Annotated in this window: 22 protein-coding genes and 1 tRNA gene; 12 read left to right on the plus strand and 11 right to left on the minus strand. The window is 50.2% G+C overall.

What is annotated here, in order from left to right; translation table 11 throughout:
* Window positions 1-398: 398 nt before the first annotated feature.
* Both ACFSW8_RS02670 and ACFSW8_RS02675 read right to left on the minus strand, forming a co-directional pair.
* Entirely contained in the window at window positions 399-1,622 is a 1,224-nt protein-coding gene (locus tag ACFSW8_RS02670; protein ID WP_377177373.1) for an FKBP-type peptidyl-prolyl cis-trans isomerase, read from the minus strand.
* A 67-nt stretch (window positions 1,623-1,689) separates the two neighbouring features.
* Window positions 1,690-2,133, minus strand: coding sequence for a universal stress protein (locus ACFSW8_RS02675; RefSeq protein ID WP_377089049.1), 444 nt, complete (start codon window positions 2,131-2,133; stop codon window positions 1,690-1,692).
* 97 nt (window positions 2,134-2,230) lie between these two features.
* On the opposite strand from ACFSW8_RS02675, the gene ruvX reads away from it, so the two are divergent.
* Together ruvX and ACFSW8_RS02685 are read left to right on the plus strand one after the other, a co-directional pair.
* The gene (gene ruvX / locus ACFSW8_RS02680; protein WP_377177375.1) at window positions 2,231-2,719 is read left to right on the plus strand and encodes a Holliday junction resolvase RuvX; all 489 of its coding nucleotides are present in this window, start codon (window positions 2,231-2,233) and stop codon (window positions 2,717-2,719) included.
* Window positions 2,720-2,731: 12 nt separating this feature from the next.
* Window positions 2,732-3,478, plus strand: coding sequence for an MBL fold metallo-hydrolase (locus tag ACFSW8_RS02685; protein ID WP_377089047.1), 747 nt, complete (start codon window positions 2,732-2,734; stop codon window positions 3,476-3,478).
* Between the two features lie 7 nt (window positions 3,479-3,485).
* Here ACFSW8_RS02685 and ACFSW8_RS02690 read toward each other — a convergent pair whose 3' ends face one another.
* From ACFSW8_RS02690 to ACFSW8_RS02700, 3 genes are all read right to left on the minus strand, one after another.
* A complete protein-coding gene (locus tag ACFSW8_RS02690) occupies window positions 3,486-4,814 on the minus strand; it encodes a DEAD/DEAH box helicase (protein ID WP_377091459.1) in 1,329 nt (442 codons plus the stop codon).
* Window positions 4,815-5,144: 330 nt separating this feature from the next.
* Window positions 5,145-5,312, minus strand: coding sequence for a hypothetical protein (locus ACFSW8_RS02695; RefSeq protein ID WP_377089045.1), 168 nt, complete (start codon window positions 5,310-5,312; stop codon window positions 5,145-5,147).
* Window positions 5,313-5,372: 60 nt separating this feature from the next.
* On the minus strand, window positions 5,373-5,534 hold the full coding sequence (locus ACFSW8_RS02700) for a hypothetical protein (RefSeq protein ID WP_377089044.1): 162 nt from the start codon (window positions 5,532-5,534) through the stop codon (window positions 5,373-5,375).
* 180 nt (window positions 5,535-5,714) lie between these two features.
* Here ACFSW8_RS02700 and ACFSW8_RS02705 point away from each other — a divergent pair, with 180 nt between their 5' ends.
* The gene (locus ACFSW8_RS02705) at window positions 5,715-6,110 is read left to right on the plus strand and encodes a hypothetical protein (RefSeq protein ID WP_377089043.1); all 396 of its coding nucleotides are present in this window, start codon (window positions 5,715-5,717) and stop codon (window positions 6,108-6,110) included.
* A gap of 53 nt (window positions 6,111-6,163) precedes the next feature.
* Here ACFSW8_RS02705 and ilvD read toward each other — a convergent pair whose 3' ends face one another.
* Entirely contained in the window at window positions 6,164-7,873 is a 1,710-nt protein-coding gene (ilvD, locus tag ACFSW8_RS02710) for a dihydroxy-acid dehydratase (RefSeq protein ID WP_377089042.1), read from the minus strand.
* A 258-nt stretch (window positions 7,874-8,131) separates the two neighbouring features.
* Between ilvD and serA the strand changes: the two genes are divergently transcribed.
* The 3 genes from serA (at window position 8,132) to ACFSW8_RS02725 (ending at window position 10,692) form a co-directional block, all read left to right on the plus strand.
* On the plus strand, window positions 8,132-9,730 hold the full coding sequence (gene serA, locus ACFSW8_RS02715) for a phosphoglycerate dehydrogenase (protein ID WP_377089040.1): 1,599 nt from the start codon (window positions 8,132-8,134) through the stop codon (window positions 9,728-9,730).
* Between the two features lie 86 nt (window positions 9,731-9,816).
* Window positions 9,817-9,891, plus strand: a tRNA-Val gene (locus tag ACFSW8_RS02720).
* Between the two features lie 132 nt (window positions 9,892-10,023).
* On the plus strand, window positions 10,024-10,692 hold the full coding sequence (locus tag ACFSW8_RS02725; RefSeq protein WP_377177377.1) for a dioxygenase family protein: 669 nt from the start codon (window positions 10,024-10,026) through the stop codon (window positions 10,690-10,692).
* Window positions 10,693-10,698: 6 nt separating this feature from the next.
* Here the strand turns inward: ACFSW8_RS02725 and ACFSW8_RS02730 are convergent, their stop codons facing one another.
* Entirely contained in the window at window positions 10,699-12,441 is a 1,743-nt protein-coding gene (locus tag ACFSW8_RS02730) for a DUF3472 domain-containing protein (RefSeq protein WP_377177379.1), read from the minus strand.
* An 88-nt stretch (window positions 12,442-12,529) separates the two neighbouring features.
* Here ACFSW8_RS02730 and murI point away from each other — a divergent pair, with 88 nt between their 5' ends.
* Together murI and ACFSW8_RS02740 are read left to right on the plus strand one after the other, a co-directional pair.
* Complete coding sequence (murI, locus tag ACFSW8_RS02735; RefSeq protein WP_377089037.1) at window positions 12,530-13,324, plus strand: glutamate racemase; 795 nt, start codon at window positions 12,530-12,532, stop codon at window positions 13,322-13,324.
* 45 nt (window positions 13,325-13,369) lie between these two features.
* Window positions 13,370-14,659 (plus strand): DEAD/DEAH box helicase, encoded by a 1,290-nt coding sequence (locus ACFSW8_RS02740; RefSeq protein WP_377089036.1) that lies wholly within the window; start codon window positions 13,370-13,372, stop codon window positions 14,657-14,659.
* Window positions 14,660-14,663: 4 nt separating this feature from the next.
* On the opposite strand, the gene ACFSW8_RS02745 is transcribed toward ACFSW8_RS02740, so the two are convergent.
* The gene (locus ACFSW8_RS02745; RefSeq protein ID WP_377177381.1) at window positions 14,664-15,248 is read right to left on the minus strand and encodes an SOUL family heme-binding protein; all 585 of its coding nucleotides are present in this window, start codon (window positions 15,246-15,248) and stop codon (window positions 14,664-14,666) included.
* A 97-nt stretch (window positions 15,249-15,345) separates the two neighbouring features.
* On the opposite strand from ACFSW8_RS02745, the gene ACFSW8_RS02750 reads away from it, so the two are divergent.
* Entirely contained in the window at window positions 15,346-15,822 is a 477-nt protein-coding gene (locus ACFSW8_RS02750; RefSeq protein ID WP_377089034.1) for a transcription elongation factor, read from the plus strand.
* Here ACFSW8_RS02750 and ACFSW8_RS02755 read toward each other — a convergent pair.
* The 3 genes from ACFSW8_RS02755 to ACFSW8_RS02765 all read right to left on the minus strand — a co-directional run bounded on the left by ACFSW8_RS02755 (window position 15,803) and on the right by ACFSW8_RS02765 (window position 19,101).
* Entirely contained in the window at window positions 15,803-17,308 is a 1,506-nt protein-coding gene (locus ACFSW8_RS02755; protein WP_377089033.1) for a hypothetical protein, read from the minus strand. The genes ACFSW8_RS02750 and ACFSW8_RS02755 overlap by 20 nt on opposite strands.
* 9 nt (window positions 17,309-17,317) lie before the next feature.
* On the minus strand, window positions 17,318-18,028 hold the full coding sequence (locus ACFSW8_RS02760) for a hypothetical protein (RefSeq protein ID WP_377089032.1): 711 nt from the start codon (window positions 18,026-18,028) through the stop codon (window positions 17,318-17,320).
* A 74-nt stretch (window positions 18,029-18,102) separates the two neighbouring features.
* Window positions 18,103-19,101 carry a hypothetical protein gene (locus ACFSW8_RS02765; protein ID WP_377089031.1) on the minus strand — a complete coding sequence of 333 codons (999 nt, stop codon included), beginning with the start codon at window positions 19,099-19,101 and terminating at the stop codon, window positions 18,103-18,105.
* Between the two features lie 137 nt (window positions 19,102-19,238).
* On the opposite strand from ACFSW8_RS02765, the gene ACFSW8_RS02770 reads away from it, so the two are divergent.
* From ACFSW8_RS02770 to ACFSW8_RS02780, 3 genes are read left to right on the plus strand one after another with little or no spacing between them, the layout of a single operon-like run.
* Window positions 19,239-20,375, plus strand: a complete 1,137-nt coding sequence (locus ACFSW8_RS02770; protein ID WP_377089030.1) for an MGDG synthase family glycosyltransferase — start codon at window positions 19,239-19,241, stop codon at window positions 20,373-20,375.
* A gap of 5 nt (window positions 20,376-20,380) precedes the next feature.
* On the plus strand, window positions 20,381-20,965 hold the full coding sequence (locus ACFSW8_RS02775) for an HAD family hydrolase (protein ID WP_377089029.1): 585 nt from the start codon (window positions 20,381-20,383) through the stop codon (window positions 20,963-20,965).
* A 59-nt stretch (window positions 20,966-21,024) separates the two neighbouring features.
* Complete coding sequence (locus tag ACFSW8_RS02780) at window positions 21,025-22,404, plus strand: C39 family peptidase (RefSeq protein ID WP_377089025.1); 1,380 nt, start codon at window positions 21,025-21,027, stop codon at window positions 22,402-22,404.
* Window positions 22,405-22,414: the final 10 nt, after the last annotated feature.

A 22,414-nucleotide genomic window follows, 5' to 3' on the forward strand; every position in this document is an offset into this window, starting at 1 on the left:
TATTGAGCCTTCCAATTGTTACATTGCATCCCAATAAAGCCTTGTTGTGTAAAAGATCATTTTCAGGGAAGAACCATCAACTTGCGGAACCGTGTTCCAGAGCAACTTGGTGAGTCTCTCCTGCGCTCCCCTTGGCGGGTGAGGCGGGGCGCAATCTACATATTTCCCAACCCCGCGCAAGCTCTTTTCGATACTTTTTTACGCTTTTCTTCCACACCACCACACAAGCCACTGATAACTCAACAAATCCCCCCAAAATCTTTTTTCTAATTCTAAATCTAACTGCACCAATTTCGCCCCCTCACTTCATGGAAACTAGGTCATTCACCTCTCACTCTAGATAAAAAAAGCCCGATTGCTCTCGCAATCGGGCTGAATAAACTTAGACGTGTTCCAGCTTACTTGATTTTTACAAGCTCGACGTCGAAACAAAGCATGCCGCCTGGGCGTCCACCACCGGGGTTTTCACCATAAGCGAGATTGGCAGGAATCCAAAAACGGCGTTTTTCACCTTCAACCATAAGTTGGAGGCCTTCGGTCCAACCGGGTATTACCTGATTCAAGGGGAATGAAGTTGTCTCTCCACGTGCGACAGAGCTATCAAACATCTTACCATCTGTAGTCCAACCTGAGTAATGTACCTCCACAGTATCCGTTGCTTTTGGTTTCGTGGTACCCGTGCCTTTCTGAATCACTTTCGAAGCTAAGCCGCTGGCTGTCTTTTCTGCATCAGCTGGAGCCGCTGCTACATCTGCTGGGGCTTGCGGTGGAGCCGGCATTTCCTTAAAATCAACTAAGTCAATTTCAAAACACACGGAGCCAGATGGTGCACCCGGAGGCGGGTTTTCACCAAATGCCTGTGCTGAACTGAGCCAAATACGACGAGTCTCCCCCTTCTTCATGAGCTGAACAGCCTCGCTCCACCCATCGATAGGTAGCTTGTCTGGAGACACGACTACTGGGCGTTCATTCATTTTAGAACTCTCAAGTAGTTTCCCATCGGATAACCATACAGAATAATGAACTGTTACCTGATCATGAGCATCCGGTGTGGCTTCACCTTCTCCCTTTTTTACGATCTGGGTGGGAATCCCTTTTGGGCTTTTCTCTGCATCAGCAGGTGCAGCAGCCACATTTTCCGGAGTCTTCGGAGCTTCAGGTGCCTTTTTGATATTGAGTAATTCAACATCAAAGCAAAGCATCCCACCTGGACGACCACCACCTGGGTTTTCACCATAGGCTAAATCAGCAGGAATCCAAAAACGACGTTTCTCACCGACAACCATAAGCTGAAGACCTTCTGTCCAACCTTTAATCACGCGATCAAGCGGGAATGTTGCTGGCTGACCTCGCTCCACAGAGCTATCAAAAAGTTTACCGTCTGTAGTCCAGCCACTGTAATGGACTGTGACTTCATCACGCGCACCAGGCTTCTCTGCGCCCGTACCTTTTTTAAGAACCTTCGAAGCTAAGCCCGAAGCCGTCTTTTCTGCTCCAGCTGGGGCGGCCGCCACATCACCTGGAGTCTCTACATTTGCTGCATTCACAAGATTAATCCCACCACAAGCAAGCATGGCACCCATACCTGCTGCGATCATTTGTTTTGTTCGGGTTTTCTTCACCCGTGCACTCTTCGTTAGCTTGCAACTGATGTCAAGGCAGCCCTTCGCCAGCAAACGGATTTCCCCCTCAATCAATAGGCACTACAAGCACCGGAACTTTCGCCTGCCTCACCAAACTACTCGCCACACTTCCCATCAGCACACTCCCAATCGCAGAATGACCATGCGTCCCCACTACCACCATGTCCGTCTGAACCTTCTCTGCAAATTCAAGAATCGCCTCTTGTGGCTGGCCGTCTAGTATCTCGCTCACCACAGCTACCCCCATCCCAGCTAAAGTCTCCTTAGCTTCTTCCATCTTCTGCTTCGCACGCTCAACAGCAAGCTCTCGATACTCCGCCATTGCTGGAATCTCCTCAGGGTACATTCCATACATCGTATACAAAGGTGTGTCATCGATGACATGTACTAAATAGACATGTTCATCAAAAGCAGCCGCCAACTTACTAGCAGCTTGCAAAATCCTTTGGGTCCCTTTGGAAAAATCTATTGCAGCAAGGATAGTTTTCATAACTCTCTTTCTAGCAGATTATCACCTTGTTTTCTAGCCCCCATTTCCATCTCCCTAAAATTTATCAGGTAAATTCTTGTGGGACTCACTGTCATTTATGACGACAATAAGGTATAAAAGATCCTACAACGACAAAGACGACCCATATAACATGGAAGAACTTCATCCAGCATTAGGCATTGATCACGGCGAAGCTAGAATTGGTTTGGCGATCACAGACCCCATAGGCATTCTCGCCCACCCGCTAGAAACCATTCATTGCCAGCAAACAGACCCCATCGAACGTATCAACACCCTCATAGAGCAACGCCAAGTAAAGCAAATCATCATCGGTCTCCCCCTGAGAATGGATGGAACCGAGGGCTCAGCCGCAGCCAAAATTCGTGATTTCGCCAACGATCTCAAAGCCAGCCTATCGACCCCACTTCCACTCCATTTCATAGATGAACGACTCACTACTGTCTCCGCTGCAGAAAAACTCCATGCCGCTGGAAAAAATGCAAAGAAACAAAAGGGCTTAATCGACCAAGCTGCTGCCGTCGAGATCCTCTCTGATTGGTTAGCCCAGCAAAGCCCAACATTTTAACACCCCATACTTATGCTTGAGGACGACTACAATGATTGCCTATCCAAAGCCATCCGTGGCCATGGTTGTAGTGTCATGCAGCTCGCACACCTCGCGGGCATCAATGAAAAACGCATCAGTAATTGCCTCGCAGGCACCGAAGATGCCTCAGTCATTCATAGTATCGCTCCGCACCTTCAGCTCAATGCTAATAAACTCATTGCTCTCAAACACTATCAGCCAACCACTCCGGAACTCCCAGCTCTCACTCGTGTGATCAGTCCATTCGGCCACCTCGGAGTGAATGCCTATCTTCTTCAGCTAGACGAACAATCCATCGTTTTCGACACGGGCACGGATTCCACTGAATTACTCTCATTTACCCCACAACCTTCACATTTGTTCATCACTCACGGCCACCCCGACCATACCGCCGGAATCGTCGAGTTCGATATGAGCCAAAAACATTTCCCAGAAGAACTACAGCACGGCCAAATCATACAACTCGAGGATATCCAAATCAAAGTCCTCGATGTCAGTGGACACTTCACCCCCGCGAGAGCCTACTTCATCACTGGCACGCCCTATCCTATCTGTATTGTCGGAGATGCCATCTTTGCAGGCTCTGTGGGGAAATGCCTGAACTCAGAACTCTACACGACTGCTCTAGCCAACATTCGTGACCATATTCTTAGCCTGCCAGAAAATACGATTTTATGCCCAGGCCACGGTCCCATGACGACTGTCGCACAAGAACGTGCAAACAACCCCTTCTTCTAACATCTGGTCACTTATTGTGACTCGAACGTTTTTGGGCAGCCATCGAACCTTTACCCCTTCTACGTTGGTGAAACTTCTTCTGAGTTCCTCCTTTTTTCTCAGAGTTTTTCTCTCCACCCTTCACTAACCGCTTCCCACGCTGAGGAGTCTTCTTAGGCGGACGTTTTGGTGAACGCATCCCAAGCCGCGTCTCAGGTAGTACCTCACTGGGCTCAAATCCCTGGAGGTTCACGCGAGGAATGAGCGTCTTAATCAAATTTTCAATATCCACTAGCTGGGGGAATTGTTCCGCACACACTAGAGAAATAGCCTGTCCTGCAGCCCCTGCTCGTCCAGTGCGCCCAATTCGGTGGACATAATCCTCAGCTTGATCAGGCAAATCAAAATTCACCACCTGAGGAAGTTGATCAATATCAATGCCTCTAGCTGCAATGTCTGTGGCGACTAAGGCATCTAACTGCCCGTTCTTAAACCCCTCCAAGGCCCTCGTTCTCGCCCCCTGACCTTTATCTCCGTGAATCGCAGCGGACTTAATCCCTTTGGACTCTAGCTGACGAGCTAAGCGGTTAGCTCCATGCTTCGTCCTGACAAACACTAAAACCTGCTTCCAGCCATTCTCCTTAAACAACCTCACCAATAAGCTAGCCCGCTGCGACTTGCCCGCTGAATACAAACTTTGCTGCACCGTTTCCGCGGTCGTGTTCCGTGGACTCACTGAAACCTCAATCGGCTTGTGAACAATCCCCTTTGCCAACTTTCGAATGGGGTCTGAAAAAGTCGCCGAAAATAACAAATTTTGCCTTCTAGCAGGCAACGCGGCAATCACCTTCTTGATGTCGTGAATAAACCCCATATCCAACATCCGATCAGCTTCATCTAACACAAAAAACTCCAAACGATTGAACTGAACAGCCCCCTGAGAGTGGAGATCTAATAAACGCCCCGGTGTCGCTACTAAGATATCACAACCAGCCTTCAACTTACGAATCTGAGGGTTGATTTTCACCCCGCCGAAAACAACAGCAGAGCGCAATGAAGTATGCTTTCCATAGGCAGCCACTGCCTCTCCAACCTGAGCCGCCAATTCACGAGTGGGAGTCAAAATTAAGGCCCGAATCCTATGTGAGCTTTGCGCTTCTGACTCACTCAACTTTTCTAGAATCGGCAATGTAAAGCCAGCTGTTTTACCTGTCCCTGTCTGAGCTGCCGCCATCACATCTCGCCCACCTAGCACTGCAGGAATTGCCTGTTGCTGAATGGGAGATGGTTCATCATATCCCTCCTCGTGAATCGCTTTCAATATCGGAGGGGAAAGTGGTAAATCAGAAAACTTCATAGTCGTGGAGGTCTCGCAGGGCTGGCAAGCTAGACTGCATGTCCCCAGATTAGCAACAGCTATCTCATGCATCTTCTAAAAACAAAAAATCCCCCAGTATCCGCAAATGATACTGGGGGACCCGTTAAAAATAATATGGAGCAATTCTTAAAGCTCTGCCTTCTTCACAGACTCTACCGAGATCTTGTATTTAGCGAGAGCATCTTTCACTGCAGCTTCATCGAGTGCTTTGTCCTCGCTGAGCTGGATCTCCAACTTGCGATTCACATAAGCAGCAGCGATACCTGGCAACTCTTCTAAGGCTACACGAGCCTTATCATTTGTAGTTGCTCATCCAGCGCCTTTCACCATCAGAACATAGGCAGCCTTGGGAACCGGCTGATCTTTTTCCTCAAGTGAAACAAAGGATACAGGACCTTTGTTGAATGCTTCTTTGAGTTTTGTTTCGTCGAGCTTCATACCGTCTTTCATGACGACAGTGGTACGAAGTCCTGACATCTTATAGGACTCTACGCCCTCCTGACTTCCAATGGCCGCACGGACCGCTTTGCCAGCGCCTCATCCACCGCCTTTAGCGGTGACAATGAAGACTTTCATTGTCTCTGCTGCATCAGCAGCAGCCTTCTCAGTTGTTGCACTTGCAGCTTCTTCAGCTTGAGCAAAGGAAAGACTGCTCAAGGAAACTACCGCAAATGCTGCGAATATCGATTTTGCTTTCATAGCATGGGTAAGATACGCAATTCGTGAAATTATTCCAAAGAAATGGTGAAAAATTCATGAAATCTTTTTCAGGATCTTGCAAATCCCCTAAATGCTTGGCATCACCAAGGCTATGTTTTCTGTGTCAACAATGACTCCTGCCCACCTCAGCCTCACCGCTTACAGCAAAAAACACCCGTAATGATGGCCTCGTCACAATCACACAAACTCCCAGAGCCCACACTCGATCCAGGTGGACAAGAAATGTCCTCGAAACAAAAACAAGTCCTCCTGATCGTCTCTGTCAGCTGTGCGATTGCATGCATTCTAGTGGGGCTCTATTTCTATCATGAATCGGCGAACCGTGCCGCCTGCATAATTAATCAATCCTCCATCACTAAGTCGGCAGAGGCCTGGTACGGCATCAATGGTCAAATCCCAAAAAATCTCAATGACCTCACTGGCCCCACTGCTCCATTTCCTCACAGTCTCCCTGTCTGCCCGTCTGGGGGCACCTACATCTACCACTCACACAACCTAAAGCATAGTAAGAAACCTGTGGTTAGCTGCAGCTGCAAAGGTCACGTCTACCCATGAAAAAAGCACAGCCTCCTGAGAAGCTGTGCTATGAAAATCTAATCTACTTTTGATTAGAGCCCCGCGTCGGTCACAGCCCCCTTAGAAGCAGACTCTGTGAGCTTCGCGTACTTGGCTAATACTCCACGGCGGTAACGTGGCTCAGGCTGAACCCAAGCAGCCTTACGGGCTGCTAACTCTTCTTCGCTGAGGTCAACATTGATTTCGTTATTCTCAGCATCAATGGTAATCGTGTCACCATCCTTCAACAATCCGATGGTTCCTCCAACATAAGCCTCAGGTGTGATGTGTCCCACAACAAACCCGTGTGAACCACCAGAGAATCGCCCATCGGTGATCAATGCGACACTGTCACCGAGACCTCGACCCATCACCGCAGCGGTTGGTCCAAGCATTTCACGCATTCCAGGACCACCTTTCGGCCCCTCACGGCGCACCACAATCACATCCCCAGCCTTGATCTCTCCATCGAGAATAGCCTTCATTGATTCCTCTTCAGAATCAAAGCAGCGAGCTGACCCAGTAAAGAGCGTTCCCTCATTACCGGAAATCTTTGCCACTGCCCCCTCAGATGCAAGGTTGCCGTATAAAATGCGCAAGTGACTGTCCTTCTTCTTCGGCTTATCTAATGGAAGAATCACCTTCTGCCCTTCTGGGTAGTACAATGGTGAATTCTCCAAGTTCTCAGCCATTGTCTTACCTGTGACTGTCATGCAATCACCATGGAGTAAGCCAGCTTCTAACAAAGTGCGCATCAATGGAATCGTACCACCGATACGTACCAAATCAGCCATCACATACTTGCCTGATGGCTTCAGGTCAGCAACCACTGGCACACGTTTACCGATTTCAGTGAAATCATCAATGCTGAGCTCGACATTTGCCGCATGTGCCATCGCCAAGAGGTGAAGCACCGCGTTCGTAGAACCACCAAGCGCAATCACCACAGTGATAGCATTCTCAAACGCTTTGCGAGTCATAATATCACTCGGGCGAATTCCCTTATCTATCATGTTCACCACTGCTGCACCTGCATCAAAACAATCCATCATCTTATCATCCCCCACTGCTGCTTGAGCCGAGCTATTGGGTAAAGACATACCAAGAGCCTCAATCGCGCTCGCCATGGTGTTAGCAGTATACATGCCCCCGCATGAACCAGCTCCTGGAATCGCACAACTCTCTACAGTCTGAAGCTCATTGTCATTGAACTCGCCACTCGCATGCTTCCCAACTGCTTCAAATACTGACACCACATCGAGATCTTTCTCCTCCCCCTTCACCGAGGCACAACCCGGTAAAATCGTCCCCCCATAAATAAAGACAGCCGGACGGTTGAGACGCGCAATGGCGATCATACATCCTGGCATATTCTTATCACAACCACCCACTGCAACCAAACCGTCCATACCTTCAGCCCCCACAGTCGTTTCAATAGAGTCTGCAATCACTTCGCGCGAAACCAATGAATACTTCATTCCCTCAGTTCCCATAGATATCCCATCAGAAACCGTGATAGAACCGAATGTCAGTGACTTACCTCCAGCTGCGTCAGCACCCTTTGCAGCCTCAACTGCGAGCTTGTCCAAGTGGATGTTGCAGGGAGTGACTTCACTCCAAAGTGAGGCTATCGCCACCTGCGGCTTCTCGAAATCTTCCTTTTCAAAACCTACAGCATAAAGCATCGCGCGGCTTGGCGCACGATCATCACCGTCAACTACCTTAGATGAGTAGGGACGGCGGTTGTTTTCGTATGGATTCATAACTTAAAAAAGTGAGTAATTGCCCGCAGTCTTTCATACTTCTTCACAGGGTCAAGCCTGTGAAGTCAGATGACAAGTAGATGCCCATATTTGCTCCATATCTCAGTAGTAATTCTTCCCGACAGAAAGGTCTCCAAAGCAAACCATTTTGCCGATTCTCACAACATATCGTCACATTTTGGTATAAAGTTCAGATGATGACAATTAAGACACTCACGGGCTTTGACAAGAATCTGACGAATCCGTAGTTGTTTGCGCATGTCCAAAAAGCGCATCCTTGTATCTGACCCCATTTCCGAAATTGGCGTCGAAGCACTCACCCAACATCCCGACCTCCAAGTCGACGTAAATACAGGCCTCGCTCCAGAAGCCCTGCTCGAAATCATCGGCGAGTATGATGGCCTCATCATCCGTTCTCAAACAAAGGTGACTCGCGCTGTACTTGAAGCTGCCACCAATCTTAAAGTCATCGGTCGCGCTGGTGTTGGTGTCGATAACGTCGATCGTGAAGCCGCTACAGACCACGGTGTGATCGTCATGAACACCCCGACAGGTAATACCATCTCCACCGCTGAGCTAGCCTTCACTCTCATGCTCTCTGCGGCCCGTAACATTGGCCCTGGCCATGCTGGCGTTCTCGCAGGTGATTTCCCAGCTGCACGTAAAGCATTCAAAGGAATTGAAATCTATCAAAAACGCCTCGCCGTCATCGGCATGGGCCGTATCGGCACTGAGTTTGTGAAGCGCGCTCAAGCCTTCGGCATGACAGTCAGCGCATTTGACCCATTCCTCACTGCAGCTCGCGCAGAGCAACTCAAGATCGAACTCGCCGCTTCCCCTGACGAAGCCCTCACAGGAGCCGATTTTGTCACTCTTCACGTCCCCCTCACCACAGAAACTAAGCACATCATCAATGCCGACCGCCTTGCCCTCATGAACAAAGGCGCCATCGTCGTAAACTGCGCACGCGGTGGCCTCATTGATGAACCCGCTCTCCGTGCCGCCATCGATTCTGGACACATCGCAGGCTGTGGCCTCGACGTCTACGAAGATGAACCACCCGCATCGGACCACATCCTCTTTGACCTTCCAAGGCACACAGCATTCACCCCTCACCTCGGCGCTTCCACAAATGAAGCCCAGGAAAACGTCGGTATCCAGGTAGCGGAACAACTCCGTGACTTCCTCACTGCAGGTGAAATCCGTAATGCCATCAATATGCCATCACTCGATGCGGCAGCACTCGAAGACATTGGCGAATACCTTGGACTTGCTAAGTCCCTTGGCAAGTTTATCGCAAAGCTCGGCCCTATCAGCCCCGATTCCATTCGCGTGTCCTACCACGGCCCAATTGCCGACAAGGACACCCCGCTCGTCTCACGTACTGTTCTCCACGGCTTCCTATCCTCATCCCGTGAGGACGTAAATATTGTCAACTGCCCTGCCATCGCCAAGGAACTCGGCCTCGAACTCATTGAGTCCACCATCAATGCCTCCACTGAGTACGCCGAACTCATCGTCGTTGAACTCAAAAAAGGTGGCGAGAAATTCCGCCTAGCTGGCACCATCATCGGGAAATCACCGCGTATCGTCGAAATCGATAAACTCTACGTCGATACCAATATCACGGGCAACTTCCTCATCGTCCGCAATGATGACCGCCCAGGTATCGTTGGCCTCGTTGGTACCAGCCTTGCTGAAAACAATTTGAACATCGCGAACCTCTCACTCGCCCGCAATAAATCCGAAGGCAATGCCCTTAGCGTGATTGAGCTCGATTCCCCTGCTACTCAGGAGATTATCGATAAACTAAGCAGCGAAGCCGGAGTTCTCTCAGTCAAAGCAATCGAAATTTAGTGAAAAAATGCTTGCAAGCGCACGGGCTAAAGCCTAGCTTCCCGCCCGCAGCGCGAACCCCAAAAAGGTTCAAGCAAGCACACAAAGCGCGATTAGCTCAGTGGTAGAGCAATGCCTTGACATGGCAGAGGTCACAAGTTCAAATCTTGTATTGCGCACCATTCTAACTAAAGGGGTTACAGTAAAATGTAACCCCTTTTTCGTTCCGTAAATGCACTTCATAAGTGACCCACGTGGCAATAGAGAGAGATTCAAACTTGGCCCACAGTCCATTTGAGCTATCTTCCTCAGTTATGAAAAATCCCATCGATCGACGCCACGCCCTCAAAACCACATTGTTAGGAACTGCTGTTGGAGTATTTACATCGCACAATAGCGAAGCCAAATCCTCTCCAACCCCACCAGAAATAGAAGGCCCCTTCTACCCAGTCACGCAGCAAAAGGACAAAGACTTCGACCTCACGCAAATCGAAGGGCGTTCAGAAAAGGCCAAGGGCGAAGTGGTGAGCCTGACCGGCAAAGTCGTCGACACTGAGGGCAACCCCATCGAAGACGCGATGGTGGAAATGTGGCAGGCAAATGCCGCTGGCCGCTACGCACACCCCCGCGACACCTCCAAAGCACCACTCGATCCCAACTTCCAAGGATGGGCCATCGTACCATCGGGAAAAGAGGGCGGATTCCATTTCAAAACCATCAAGCCTGGCGCCTACAAAGTTGCCAAAAAGTGGACGCGCCCCCCCCACCTCCACTTCAAAATCACCAAGTTTGGCTTCCGCCCACTCACGACTCAGATGTATTTCCCTGAAGACGTCGAACTTCAGAAGACCGACGGGCTCCTCCAACGAAAAGAGAAAGATGCACAAATTCTCATGATTGCAAAAAAAATTGCAGACGGAAAATACAGCTACCAAATCGTTCTGGCAAAAGCAGACCAGCCAGACTCACCACAGCAGGACTGAGCTCCATTATTCAGCAGGCGTAGTGAATTGGCCAGATTTGTATGCCCAACTCTGACCACCTCCATGCTTCACGTAGAGGCGAAAGTAATATTGGGTTGCTGGCTTCAGACCTTTGATTTCAAAACGGTTAGCACCATTGATCACACTCTGGAATTGCGTGCTTTCTTGCCAAACTCTACCCTCGCCCAAAAAGTCTTTGCTCACGCCTTTCTTCTCAGTGCCGTGTAGCGCTCGAGCCACGAAACTTAAACAATCCACAGTCCCGTAATACAACTTCGCCTGAGCTCCTGCCTCCAGCCCCTCCAATGAGTACATAACGCTTGCAGCCTGCGGCCTTACAGACAGCACCTCTCCCCCCTTGAACCCGACTGGCAACTTCCAAAGTTGACGTTCTTTCTCCCCCTTTAGGTAATCTGGAAGAGCCATTGCTTCTGCGCGCGTCGCGCTAACAGCGGGGCGAGTCATTTCAATCCCCCCCGTCGCCATCGTCAACCATCCATCTTTTGCCACACCGACTGCTTTACTACTTATTTCCCCCTTGCTGCCTAAGTGAATCGTGTCAATCGCATGCCATTTCCCATCCGCACCATAAAACCAGCCACGTCTGGCCACTTGTCGACGCTGATCTCCGGTCCGTTCGCGCTGAGGTGGTCCCGGCACCTCACAAAATGATCCCACTCGCAAATAACTTCCCCCCTCATCTTTGACATGCTTCTGCGGCCGCATGGCTGACGCAAAGAGCTTCCAACTCTCCGATGGTTCATCATAAATGTAACCATAAAAAGTATCCATCCCCTCACTGGTCTCTACTCGCAATGCCTGTATCACCGACTTCGGTCGGTGGCTGAATGGCTCCCAACCCCGAATCTTCACTCCACTGCCCTCGTGCCCAAACCCACTAAATTGAGCCTCAGGATTCCCAGACGCAATCAAGTGAGGCATCCGCTCCAGTGACGGCACTTTCTCAGCATGCTGAGAGGCAGCCCACATTGAAAAATTTAATCCCCCGCTGGCCCTTTGGTCTGCATCAAAACTTGCCCCAAAATACCCAAAACTTGTCGTGATCGGCGAGTAGTTCGAGCTCGGTAAATCATTGCGCGTCTCAAAAACCCACATTCTAGTCTTCGGACAACTTTTTGAACTGTATCGCGCATGGACAGCCGCTGGCCTCCATCGAGCCCGTAACAACTGAGCCGACTGGACTGACTCACCCTTCAGCACGACTGACTCCAACACTCCGTCGACATCGCCTGAGAGCAAGCTCAAGCTCAAGGTCTGTACACCCTCGGATAGAGGAATTTCCACCTGCACGTGTTGTTGCCCTTCTAGTGGATTCACTTTGAAAGCTTGCTGCCTTCCCCCAACCCCAACTTCCCATTCCTGGAGCTTCCCCAAATCTCTAGGATTCTGAAATTGGAGCATGATCTGAACCGCTCCAGCTTTCTCCATTAGAAAATACCAACGCGCTGCTCCCGCATTTCCCGCCTTCAGTGATTGCAGACTTGCTGAATGAGATTTAATCAAAGCTTTCTCATCTGGATTCTCCACTACCTCCTTGCCCAAGGCCCGGAAGCTCCCCTTGTCAAAAAAGCCATTGTTAGCATCTAATCTAAGCACACCCTGCTCGGCTTTCTCCCCCTGATAAAATCGACTCCCATCAGCACTCTTCCTCTCAATGATCCCTTCAGCCCAAACCACCTGAGCCACACCCAAAATCATCACGCCAAGCACACTTGTTTTCATCTTCATACTCCCATATGCAAAATATCTCGATGCTATGACAACTTGTTTGCGCTTGCTCTCGACATTGCAGATTATGCGATAGATCATCCTCCAAGTGGATCTCTCAAACAACGCCATTGGCATACTCGACTCTGGAGTCGGCGGATTTTCAGTACTCCTTGAATTGCGTAAAAAACTCCCTCAGTCCACCATCCATTACATTGGCGATTCCGCCTGGTGTCCCTACGGAAACAAACCGGCAGAGCAAATCCAAAAGCGAGCCTTTGCCGTCTGTGAAGAGCTCATCAAAATGGGAGCCAACACGATTGTTGTTGCCTGTAATTCAGCAACCATCCATGCCGTCGAAGCCCTACGGGCACGCTACCCACTCACCTTTGTTGGCATGGAACCAGCGGTAAAACCAGCAAGTAAAATCACCCGTACGGGTACTATCGGAGTTCTCGCGACAGAGGCATCAATCGCTGGTGAAAAATTTCACCAACTCGTCGATACCCACATTTACCCCAACGACCTCAAGGTCATCACCCAGCCCTGCCCAGAATTTGTGACCCTCGTCGAAGAGGGCACCCTCTCAGGCCCATCCGTGGAGTCTGCCGTTGCCAAATATGCCCTCCCAATGGTCGAAGCCGGTGCGGACACCCTCGTTCTGGGATGCACCCACTACCCCTTCTTGAGCCCAACCATTCGCAAAATTGTCGGTGACTCCGTCCAGCTCATTGATACCGGTGAGGCCGTCGCGCGCAGAACCGCATCCCTCAATCCCTACCACTCAGGCACAGGGGGCATTTCCATCCACACAACAGGAAACCTTGCTTGCCTAGAACGCCTTTTTCCGATTCTCTGCCCCGAACTCTCCGCATCCCTCCACAACATCGACATCACGACGTAGCCCGCCCAGCTCGAATTCTTTTTCAAATCTACATCCACCTTTCCCATGTCATTTTCACAACTTCACGAGCGCATCAAAAAAGCCGTCCAAGATGCAGGATACCAAAAAGAAACTCCCATCCAAGAACGAGCAATACCACGTGTCCTCAAAGGGGCTGACGTCATCGGCATCGCCCAAACTGGCACCGGGAAAACTGCCGCGTTCACTCTCCCTCTCCTCTCTCTACTCACTGAATCTACCGAAGCAAAAGAAGAACGCTGCACCCGCGTGCTCATCATTGCTCCTACACGTGAGCTGGTTTCCCAAATCCATGACAACGTTCGCACCTACGCGAAATATACCAACCTCCGCACCGCCGCAATCCACGGTGGTGTCCCTGACCGCGGTCAAATCGACAAGTTGCGCTCCGGTGTCGATATCGTCATCGCCACCCCCGGAAGATTGCTCGACCTCGTAGAACAAGGGCATGGCCGCTTCCAAAACATCCAAGCACTCGTCCTAGACGAAGCCGATCGCATGCTCGATATGGGCTTCATCCCCGACATCAGAACAATCTGCAAAACATTGCCTAAATCCCGCCAGACCTTGCTCTTCTCAGCAACGATGAATGGCCAAATTGAAGCCCTCACAAAAGAATTCCTCCACTCCCCCACCCTCGTCGAAGTCGACCGCCGAGCCAATCCAGCGGAAACGATCACCCAGTCAGTCTATCCAGTACACGAACACCAAAAGTTCGAATTGCTTGAGCACCTCCTTGAAAGCTCACACCACTTTTATGCCGTCATCGTCTTCGCCCGCACTAGAGATGGCGCAGAAGAACTCACAAAGGCCCTCAAGTTTGCCAATATTACTGCCGAAGCAATACACGGTGACAAAAAACAAGGCCAACGCCGACGTGCTCTCAAAGAATTTAAAGAAGGTAAAATCCGTGTGCTCGTCGCCACAGATGTCGCAGCTCGCGGCATCGATATCGACGGCGTCACTCACGTCATCAACTACGACTTCCCAGAGCATAGCGAAGACTACATCCACCGCATTGGCCGGACTGGCCGCGCAGAAGCTCAAGGTGAAGCCATTACCTTCGTGACCCCAAAAAACTTCCCCGCTCTCAAAAAACTCGAAAAACTCATTCGCGTCACCCTTCCGCAAAAAAAGGCCGACGGCTTCACCTACGACGTAGACGCAGAACCAGAAGAACCTAAGCGCAAGCCTGCAAAAAAAGCAGCCAAGAAGTCGGCTCACGCCTCCCCCTCGAAGTTCTCACATAAAAACAAACCACAATCCCCCTCCGCCAATAAGCGAAAGAGACCGCAAAATAAACGCAAGCGCCGTTAGCCAACTATTTTACGCGCACCCACACCTCATTGGTTCGGAACATCTGCGGGATCCAAGGTGGGTTGTAAAAGGCAAAGCTCGGCTCGCCAACCTCCTTCAACTTCTCCCCAGCCATCCACACGCGTAACTTCTCCAATGCATCCTTCCGCGCCTTCTCAGAATTAGACGACTTGAAGGAAGTCACAGCAAACTTCCCCCCTTTGACTTTACTCAAACTAATCGTGTTATCAGTAGGTTTGGGAATTCCCGCTTTGACCACGGCCTGAGGAATCACAAAGCTCATCTTTACCACCCCTGCTTGCTTCTGCATCGCCTGCTCCACCCCGTCAATTAACACCGGAGCGGTCATCGCGATCTTCTGCTGGCGGTCATTCTGCTGACCAATGTAACCAGCCAATTTCCGGAAAGCTTGGTTGCGCTGGTTCTCGCTCGTCATCGTCGCTGTGACAATGTGTAACTCTCCATACTGACGAAGCTCAAACTTCCCGTCCTTTTTCAATGACTCATACGCTGGCTTCTCAATAGCAGATGCACTAACAAAAGTTGTGCCAATTACTGCCGCCGTCATTACTGTGGGTTTCCATTGCATAACAACGCATACTAACACGAGTTTCTCACCATGCAAATCACATGCCGCAAAGTATTGACCAACACTCCTCCCATTTTCTAATCTCACCCCCCCAGCTATGAGCGACAATAAATCCGATCTCATCCAACAAGTTATCACCTCCCTTGAAGCCGACCTCGACGTGTTGCGTAAGGCTGCTCAAGAAACGCACAGCAATTCGACGGATGAACAAAGTAAGGCTGAAGGTAAATATGATACCCGTGGCCTCGAAGCCTCCTACCTCGCCGAAGCTCAAGCTGGAAAAGTTCTCCAGCTCGAAGATCATTTAAGAAAGCTCAAACAACTCGACGGCAACGATTACGATGATAGCGCCCCCATTGCCTCAGGCTCCATGGTCATTCTCAGCTCCTCAGACGACGACTACGGATACATGCTCCTTCCCGCAGGCGGAGGAATGACACTGCTATCACAAGGTCTAGAATTCACCGTCGTCACTCCAGACTCACCAATCGGCTCCCTCATTTTGGGAAAACATGTGGGCAATACCATCGATCACCCACAGTATGGCAACACCTTTATTTCTGACCTTTGGTAAACGCACGCTGATCCTCAGCACGCTCACTTTTGATGAATTGCTTTAAGCGGGATACTGACTCCCAAAGCGGCTGCCAATCCGTCTTGTTTTCTAACTTTATCACGGGGTCTAACAAACCTCCATCTACTAACAGATCACAGTAGTACATATCATTTGTATCAAGCGGTTGCATCACCCCTCCACGCAACCCAACAAAAAAATTACTCCCATTTGCCAAGCGATTAATCCACCCCCGCTTTTCTGGTGAAGTCACGACCCGCAACACCCCATATCCAGCACCATTAGCCTCAACGACCCCATTCCCCATCACAGATATTGCGTCACCACGCAACTCAATCTGTGGTGTGTACAATCTCCCCCTGCCAAAATACGAGCGTAATGCACAGCTTTCAAAATGAGCCATTGTACCTCGATGCCCTTCCTTAACATGTATGCCACTTGCTAAAATTTCCGCAGCCCCTCGCCATGACATCGGCTGACTGACGATACCTCCCAGACGCATCCTCCCCACTATCTTGTCTGAACCAATATCCACCTCTAAGTTCAAATGGGTCAATATCTCCTCAACCTCCTGCTCAGGAATGACCATGTCTACCAAAAAGGCAATGCCTCCTGATGAACGCCCTAGATAAAAAGTCGGTAAGACAGAAAGCCCAAAAAAATCCACCTCCGTCTCCTTGATGCTCAGAAGTCCCCCCCGTTTACTCATTCTAAAACTCCCTTCCTCCACTAACGCATACCCCAATACAGATAAACCTCCCCATGCAACCTCTCCTGTTAGATCAGCCCCTCCTACTGGTAAATTCGCATCGAAATCCGTAAGAGAAACAAGACTCCCCCCCCTACCTTTAACTGAGATTTGAGCGTCCTCGATTACTAACCATGACTCATAATCATCCCCAGGTGCATGATTCCCTATCGGCACATCTCCTATGCCAGGGCGTACCTCTATCTTTTTATTCACCACTAGCCCGCTCTTGATCTCGCCCTCTACATGACCACTCTCTTGACCTTCTCCATCGATCGACTCATTTTGAACAATCGCTGGGGCGGCTGCTCTATCAGTCTGAGCTATCACCGCTGGCTGCCTCCCATACTCCTGCAAGCGCTCTAACAACCACATATCTGTCACTAGTAGCTCTGGCTTGCGAATTGTCACCCGGGAAATCCGCTTCTCACCTTCCCACAATAATCCATAATTTGGCAAAATCTCAATGTGTCCAACATTCAGCCCCCCCTCACCAAGTTCACAACTTAATTGGTAAATATGAAGCCTCCCATCAAACCCATAGGTAATGGTGCCCACCTTCCACTTTTCACCAGTACGTCGCTCCAACTGCCGGGCAACTTCATTCTTTGACCACGCACTATTCAGAACAATGTTCCCTACGGTGAAAATACCAAACACCGGTACACATACCCAATAAAAGAGGCGACGCCATAGACGTCGCCTCTTCAAAAGTACCTTGAGTAATGATACGCTCACTCGTACAAATCACTTCGACTTAATCGCTGGGAAACGTATCACCAAACTCTGGTCAAATAGTGGTTTTCCCTTCGCTGTAATCTCCTGCAATCGATATACCAATATCGCATACTTCCCATCCGTCGTCGTCCCCAGTGCCAAGTTCTCCTTCATCTTAGTGAGAGAATTCTCAGATTGATAACGCCATTCTTTTCCTTTCCATGCACCTAACAAACTACGCTCTGGAGCATCAATGTCAGCAATCGCTATCATCTCACCATTGGTCGATGTAAATACATTCTTCTCCGGATCATAACGAAGCAACGAAATAGAAGCCGCTGGCCCAGTCGCATTGATCTTCCACTGACCATTACCAACCTCCTCTAACAGGAGAGAGGTGTCCGCTAACTTCTTAGCTTCCCTACTATCCCAAAGCTTCGCATACTTGTCGTACTCTTCCTGACTCATGCCAAGCTTCTCATCGTACAAAGGCAATGGGCTTCCCGCTGTCTTCTTTGAATGCTCGTCAAACCATTCAGGATCTTTCTGAGCTGCTTCACTCAGTTTCTGGACAAAACCCTCGAACTCTTTTGGGGGAATAATCGCTATGATCTGAGCTTTCACTGGCTTATCTTTCTCAAAAGCTTTTGCGAAATATTCGGGCACCTCCGCAGCAACCGCCGTCAGTTGCAGTGACATTACCGCAAGACAACTTACCAACCATGTGAATCTCTTTTTCATAATACTTGCGTCCTAGGGACTATAGAACTTCACCAGAAAGGTATCTACCTACAGCGCATTGACAAGAGCCAATCTCACTTCATCCACCCAATTTGCAACAACTCTGTTAGGTGCACGCAGCGTGGCGACAATGCCCCCTCAGGATAACTCAAACTCAAAATCACTGGCACCTTACGCTTACTGTTTACGCTTCTTCTCCCACCACCTGATACCACATTCACCAATTGAGCATCCAAGGCAGAACCAATCTCCGTATACGCCCACAAGTAATCGTCACTACCTGGAAGTGTGACTTTGAAACACCGATACTTGTTGTACTCCGAAAACTCAAAGCCGTGGAAACCATCCAATTGGGCAGCTTGCACAAACGCCCGGAAGGTATGCGGCTTGGTACTCCGCTCATCCGTGAACGCGCCCCAGTCCGATGGTTGATAAATCACATCAGTCTCCCAATCCACTAGCGCTGAACCATCATCCGAGCTCTCCACATAAATATAGGATAAGGCTTCAGCCTCACCTTCGCGCACTTTCACCCGCCACATCACCCCTTCTTTCCCCATAACCGGTGACTCGATAACTTGTCCACTCAGACTTTCTGGCTGCATGGGGTACTTTGAGTAATACGCCTCCATCAATGGGAGCACGCGCGCGGCATCCCTCACATAGAGAGCTTTCTCAGCAACAGTACTCGCGGCTAAGTAGGATTGAATCACCTCCAGACGTAATGCTTGCTTTTCAGCATAGCTCATAGCTTCTTTCTCACGTGGTGCAGCCACACTCATCTCAGCCTGCTGCGATAATAACACAATCGCCCAAACACCAGCAACGGTCACGACTCCAACCAAAACATACAAACTAAGAAGAAACCACCTACTCGGTTTGCCCCCCTTTTTATCCCAGGCCTCTTCCACCAGCTCTTGCACATCTTGCACTTCCTCCTTCAAGCTCAGCGACGCTATTCCTCCCAACGTATCAGACTCCTCAGAACGCACCGTCTTAGACAACAGCACCGGAGCCTTTTTAGACTCAAGCTTATGCACCTTATTGCCCTCCTGTGGGTCCGAATCAGCCATCGATGAAACAACTACTGCAGCTCTAGACTTCTGGCTAGCATCGATTTTACCTGCCTCAGAATTTCTCCACCCCTAAGCCTCCTCACAATCTCCCCCCCGCTCCTCAGATCACCATAGACGCAACAAAGAATTCTGCTATGAATGCTAGCGTGATCGAGGCAACACCACCAAGGGTAATCATAACCACCGCTGGCTTTGGCGAGGGACACAATAGTGCTGCCAACCATCTCGCAGTGGCCCTCGAACCAAAAGCGGAAGTCGAAATCGTTGACCCCTGTGATATCGGGGCCCCCTGGGTGAACCACCAATTGCGTAACTTCTATCGCTTCATCACTACCTACGCACCAAAAACGTGGTCTCGTATCTACAAATCCACTGACCGCCACGACTTTTCTAAAGAGCGCCTCCCCCTCATGCGTCGCCCAGAAAATGCCCTCCATGAAGCCATTCTTAGCTTCGAACCAGACGCCATTATCAGCACCTACCCACTCTACCCCTACTTTCTCGAGCGCTCATTTCAGCGCGGAGCAAGGCGCGTTCCCGTCTTCACCATCATCACCGACTCGATCGAAATCAACTCCTCATGGACGAAAGCCCCAACCGATTTCTGGTGCGTCACCGACAATTTGACGCGTGACAAACTCATCGCACAAAACCTAGACCCCCAAAAAATTATCGTCACCGGCTTTGCAGTCCATCCACGATTTCAAAACCTCCCACGCATCACCCCAGATGACTCAGGTTCACCATTCAAAGTGCTCTACTTCCCAACCTCTAAGAAACCCACTGTCCGTCGCTTCATGCGCGCCATCCTCAACGCCTGCCCAGATGGCCGCACCGAAGTCACTGTTGTCCTCGGACGCAATGTCCGAAAGCTCTATGACCGAGCTAGAGAAATCCAACTCGAGTTTCCTGGGAGAGTGCAAATCAAAGGCTGGACTAGGCGCGTCCCAGAGCTTCTCTGCAACCACCACCTTATCGTAGGCAAAGCTGGCGGAGCTACAGTCCATGAAGCAATCGCCGCTCAAACCCCCATGCTCATCCACCACCTTGTCCCCGGCCAAGAAGAGGGCAACCTTGCCCTCCTTCAAGAAATCGGTGCAGGCCAACTCACCGAAAACTCAAAACAAGTACGCCATGCTATTCAGCATATGATGAGCGATGACCTCAAATCTTGGAGAGTCATGAAACAAAACCTCTTGTCCAAGGCGCTTCCCTGTGGAGCAAACGCCGCCGCAAACTTTATCCTCAACCATCTCGCTAAGTCCCAATAATCTCAATGAAAACCTACCTCTTTGACATCGGTAATGTCCTGCTCGCATTTGACTTTTCCCCAGCCCTCAATGCCCTAATGGGCTCCAATCCCGCCCCCAATGCCATCCAGGACATCATCGCCCGTAAAGATGCGTTCGAGGCCGGCCAGATTCCTGTAGAAAACTACATTGCTTGGGCCTCAGAATTGCTCGATTTCGGTGGAGACCCCGATGCCTTCAAGCACGCGTGGCGGCATATTTTCACCCCAATTGAAGGAACGTGGAAACTAGCCGAGCAACTCAAAGCCGAAGGCCACCGCCTAATCCTCTACTCCAATACGAACGCCATCCATGCTTCCCATTGCCTGGATACCTATGATGTCTTCAAGCACTTCGACCACGCAGTCTTCTCCCATGAAATCGGAGCAATCAAGCCACATGATGACTTTTTCACCCGTTCGTTTGACCAATTTGCTATTCTCCCCGAACAAACCTACTATATCGATGACTTAGCTGAAAATGTAGCCGCAGGCCGTGCTCACGGCCTCAACGCTCACCAATATTCAGCCTCCAACCACCAAGCTCTCCTCGATTGGATTGCCACTCACTAGACACACACCCGCAACACACCCGCAACACACCCGCAACACACCCGCAACACACCCACCCAATGCCACACATAAAATCCTCAAGCTTTCTTTGCCTATCCCTCCCACTTCTTTCCATCGCCCAAGCCGCTGAAAAACATGATCTCACCCAGAGCCTCATGAACGACTCTCTCTGGGAAACGAAGATCAGCGATTTCCAAGCATCCCATAAACCCTTCCAATTCAAGTGGATGAGTGCGAGTAAATCCCGACTCCGCTCAATTGGGAAAAATACCCAAACCTTTGGTAAAGCCTCCGGCGAACTCCTAGTTACCTCCGATAATGATGGCAATGTGAATGGGGTCTCTATCTCCTTCTACAACCGTGGTGATAATGGCCCGATGAGCCCCGCTCAGTTCGATGCACTCTACAAAAACCTTGCCGAAACCATTACCTCAACCACCGGCAGCCGAGCTGAAGACAAGTCTGGCCGTGGTACCGTCGTGCTCACTAAAACATTCTGGCGCTACAAAGACTCAGCCTTCCAATTAGAAAAATCCTTCACCCGTTCTACAAAAACACCCGAATTCATCCGACTTCGAGTCGCTTCACTCAGTAAAGCCCGTGAAGGGTCTAAAACAGCCAGACGCTCCAGCCTCAAGGCGAACGTGACACGCGATAAAAATGGCGACACCTTCATTCACAACGTCCCAATGGTAGACCAAGGGCGTAAAGGATACTGCGTCTGCGCTTCAGCTGCCCGCATCTACCAATACTACGGCCGCCAAACCGACCAACACGAAATTGCCCAACTGGCCAACTCCACAGCCGATAGCGGCACCGCCATCAATGAAATGGTCGCTTCACTGAAAAAAGTCACAGGAAAGCTCAACTCGCGCATCGTCGTCCTCTACGAATACCCCAAAGGCATCTCTGACCTCCCTACAGATGCGGAATACAAATCAGGACGCGCCCGCAGCAGCGACGTCGACAAAGTCCTTCGCGGATTCGATGAAATGAAGCAAGACGTCAATGACTACCAAAGGCTCGCAAAAAAGAAAAAAGGTAAAAGCGTCCTCGGCGGATCTAGCTACGCACGCATCGACCGCAAAGCCCCATGGAGCTTCGCACAAATGGAAAGATTCCGCGCCCAATGTGACCCCAAAATCTACCGCGAAGTCATGATGGATAAATCCAGTTACAAACGCTTCTACAGCAAAGTCAAAGAATACATCGACCAAGGTATCCCTCTCGCTTGGACCCTCAAACTTGGCATGTTCCCAGAACCTGGAATACCCCAAGCAGGTGGTGGCCACATGCGCCTCATCATCGGCTACAACACCAAAGATAACGCCATTATCTATTCCGACTCTTGGGGTGCCGGTCATGAGAAAAAATACATGGATGCTGGAGCCGCATTCTGCATGACCTCCTGCCTCCTCGCCATGCCACCCACACGCTAAACATGCATAC

The sequence above is a fragment of the Rubritalea tangerina genome (genome assembly GCF_042683245.1).
Taxonomy (GTDB): domain Bacteria; phylum Verrucomicrobiota; class Verrucomicrobiia; order Verrucomicrobiales; family Akkermansiaceae; genus Rubritalea; species Rubritalea tangerina.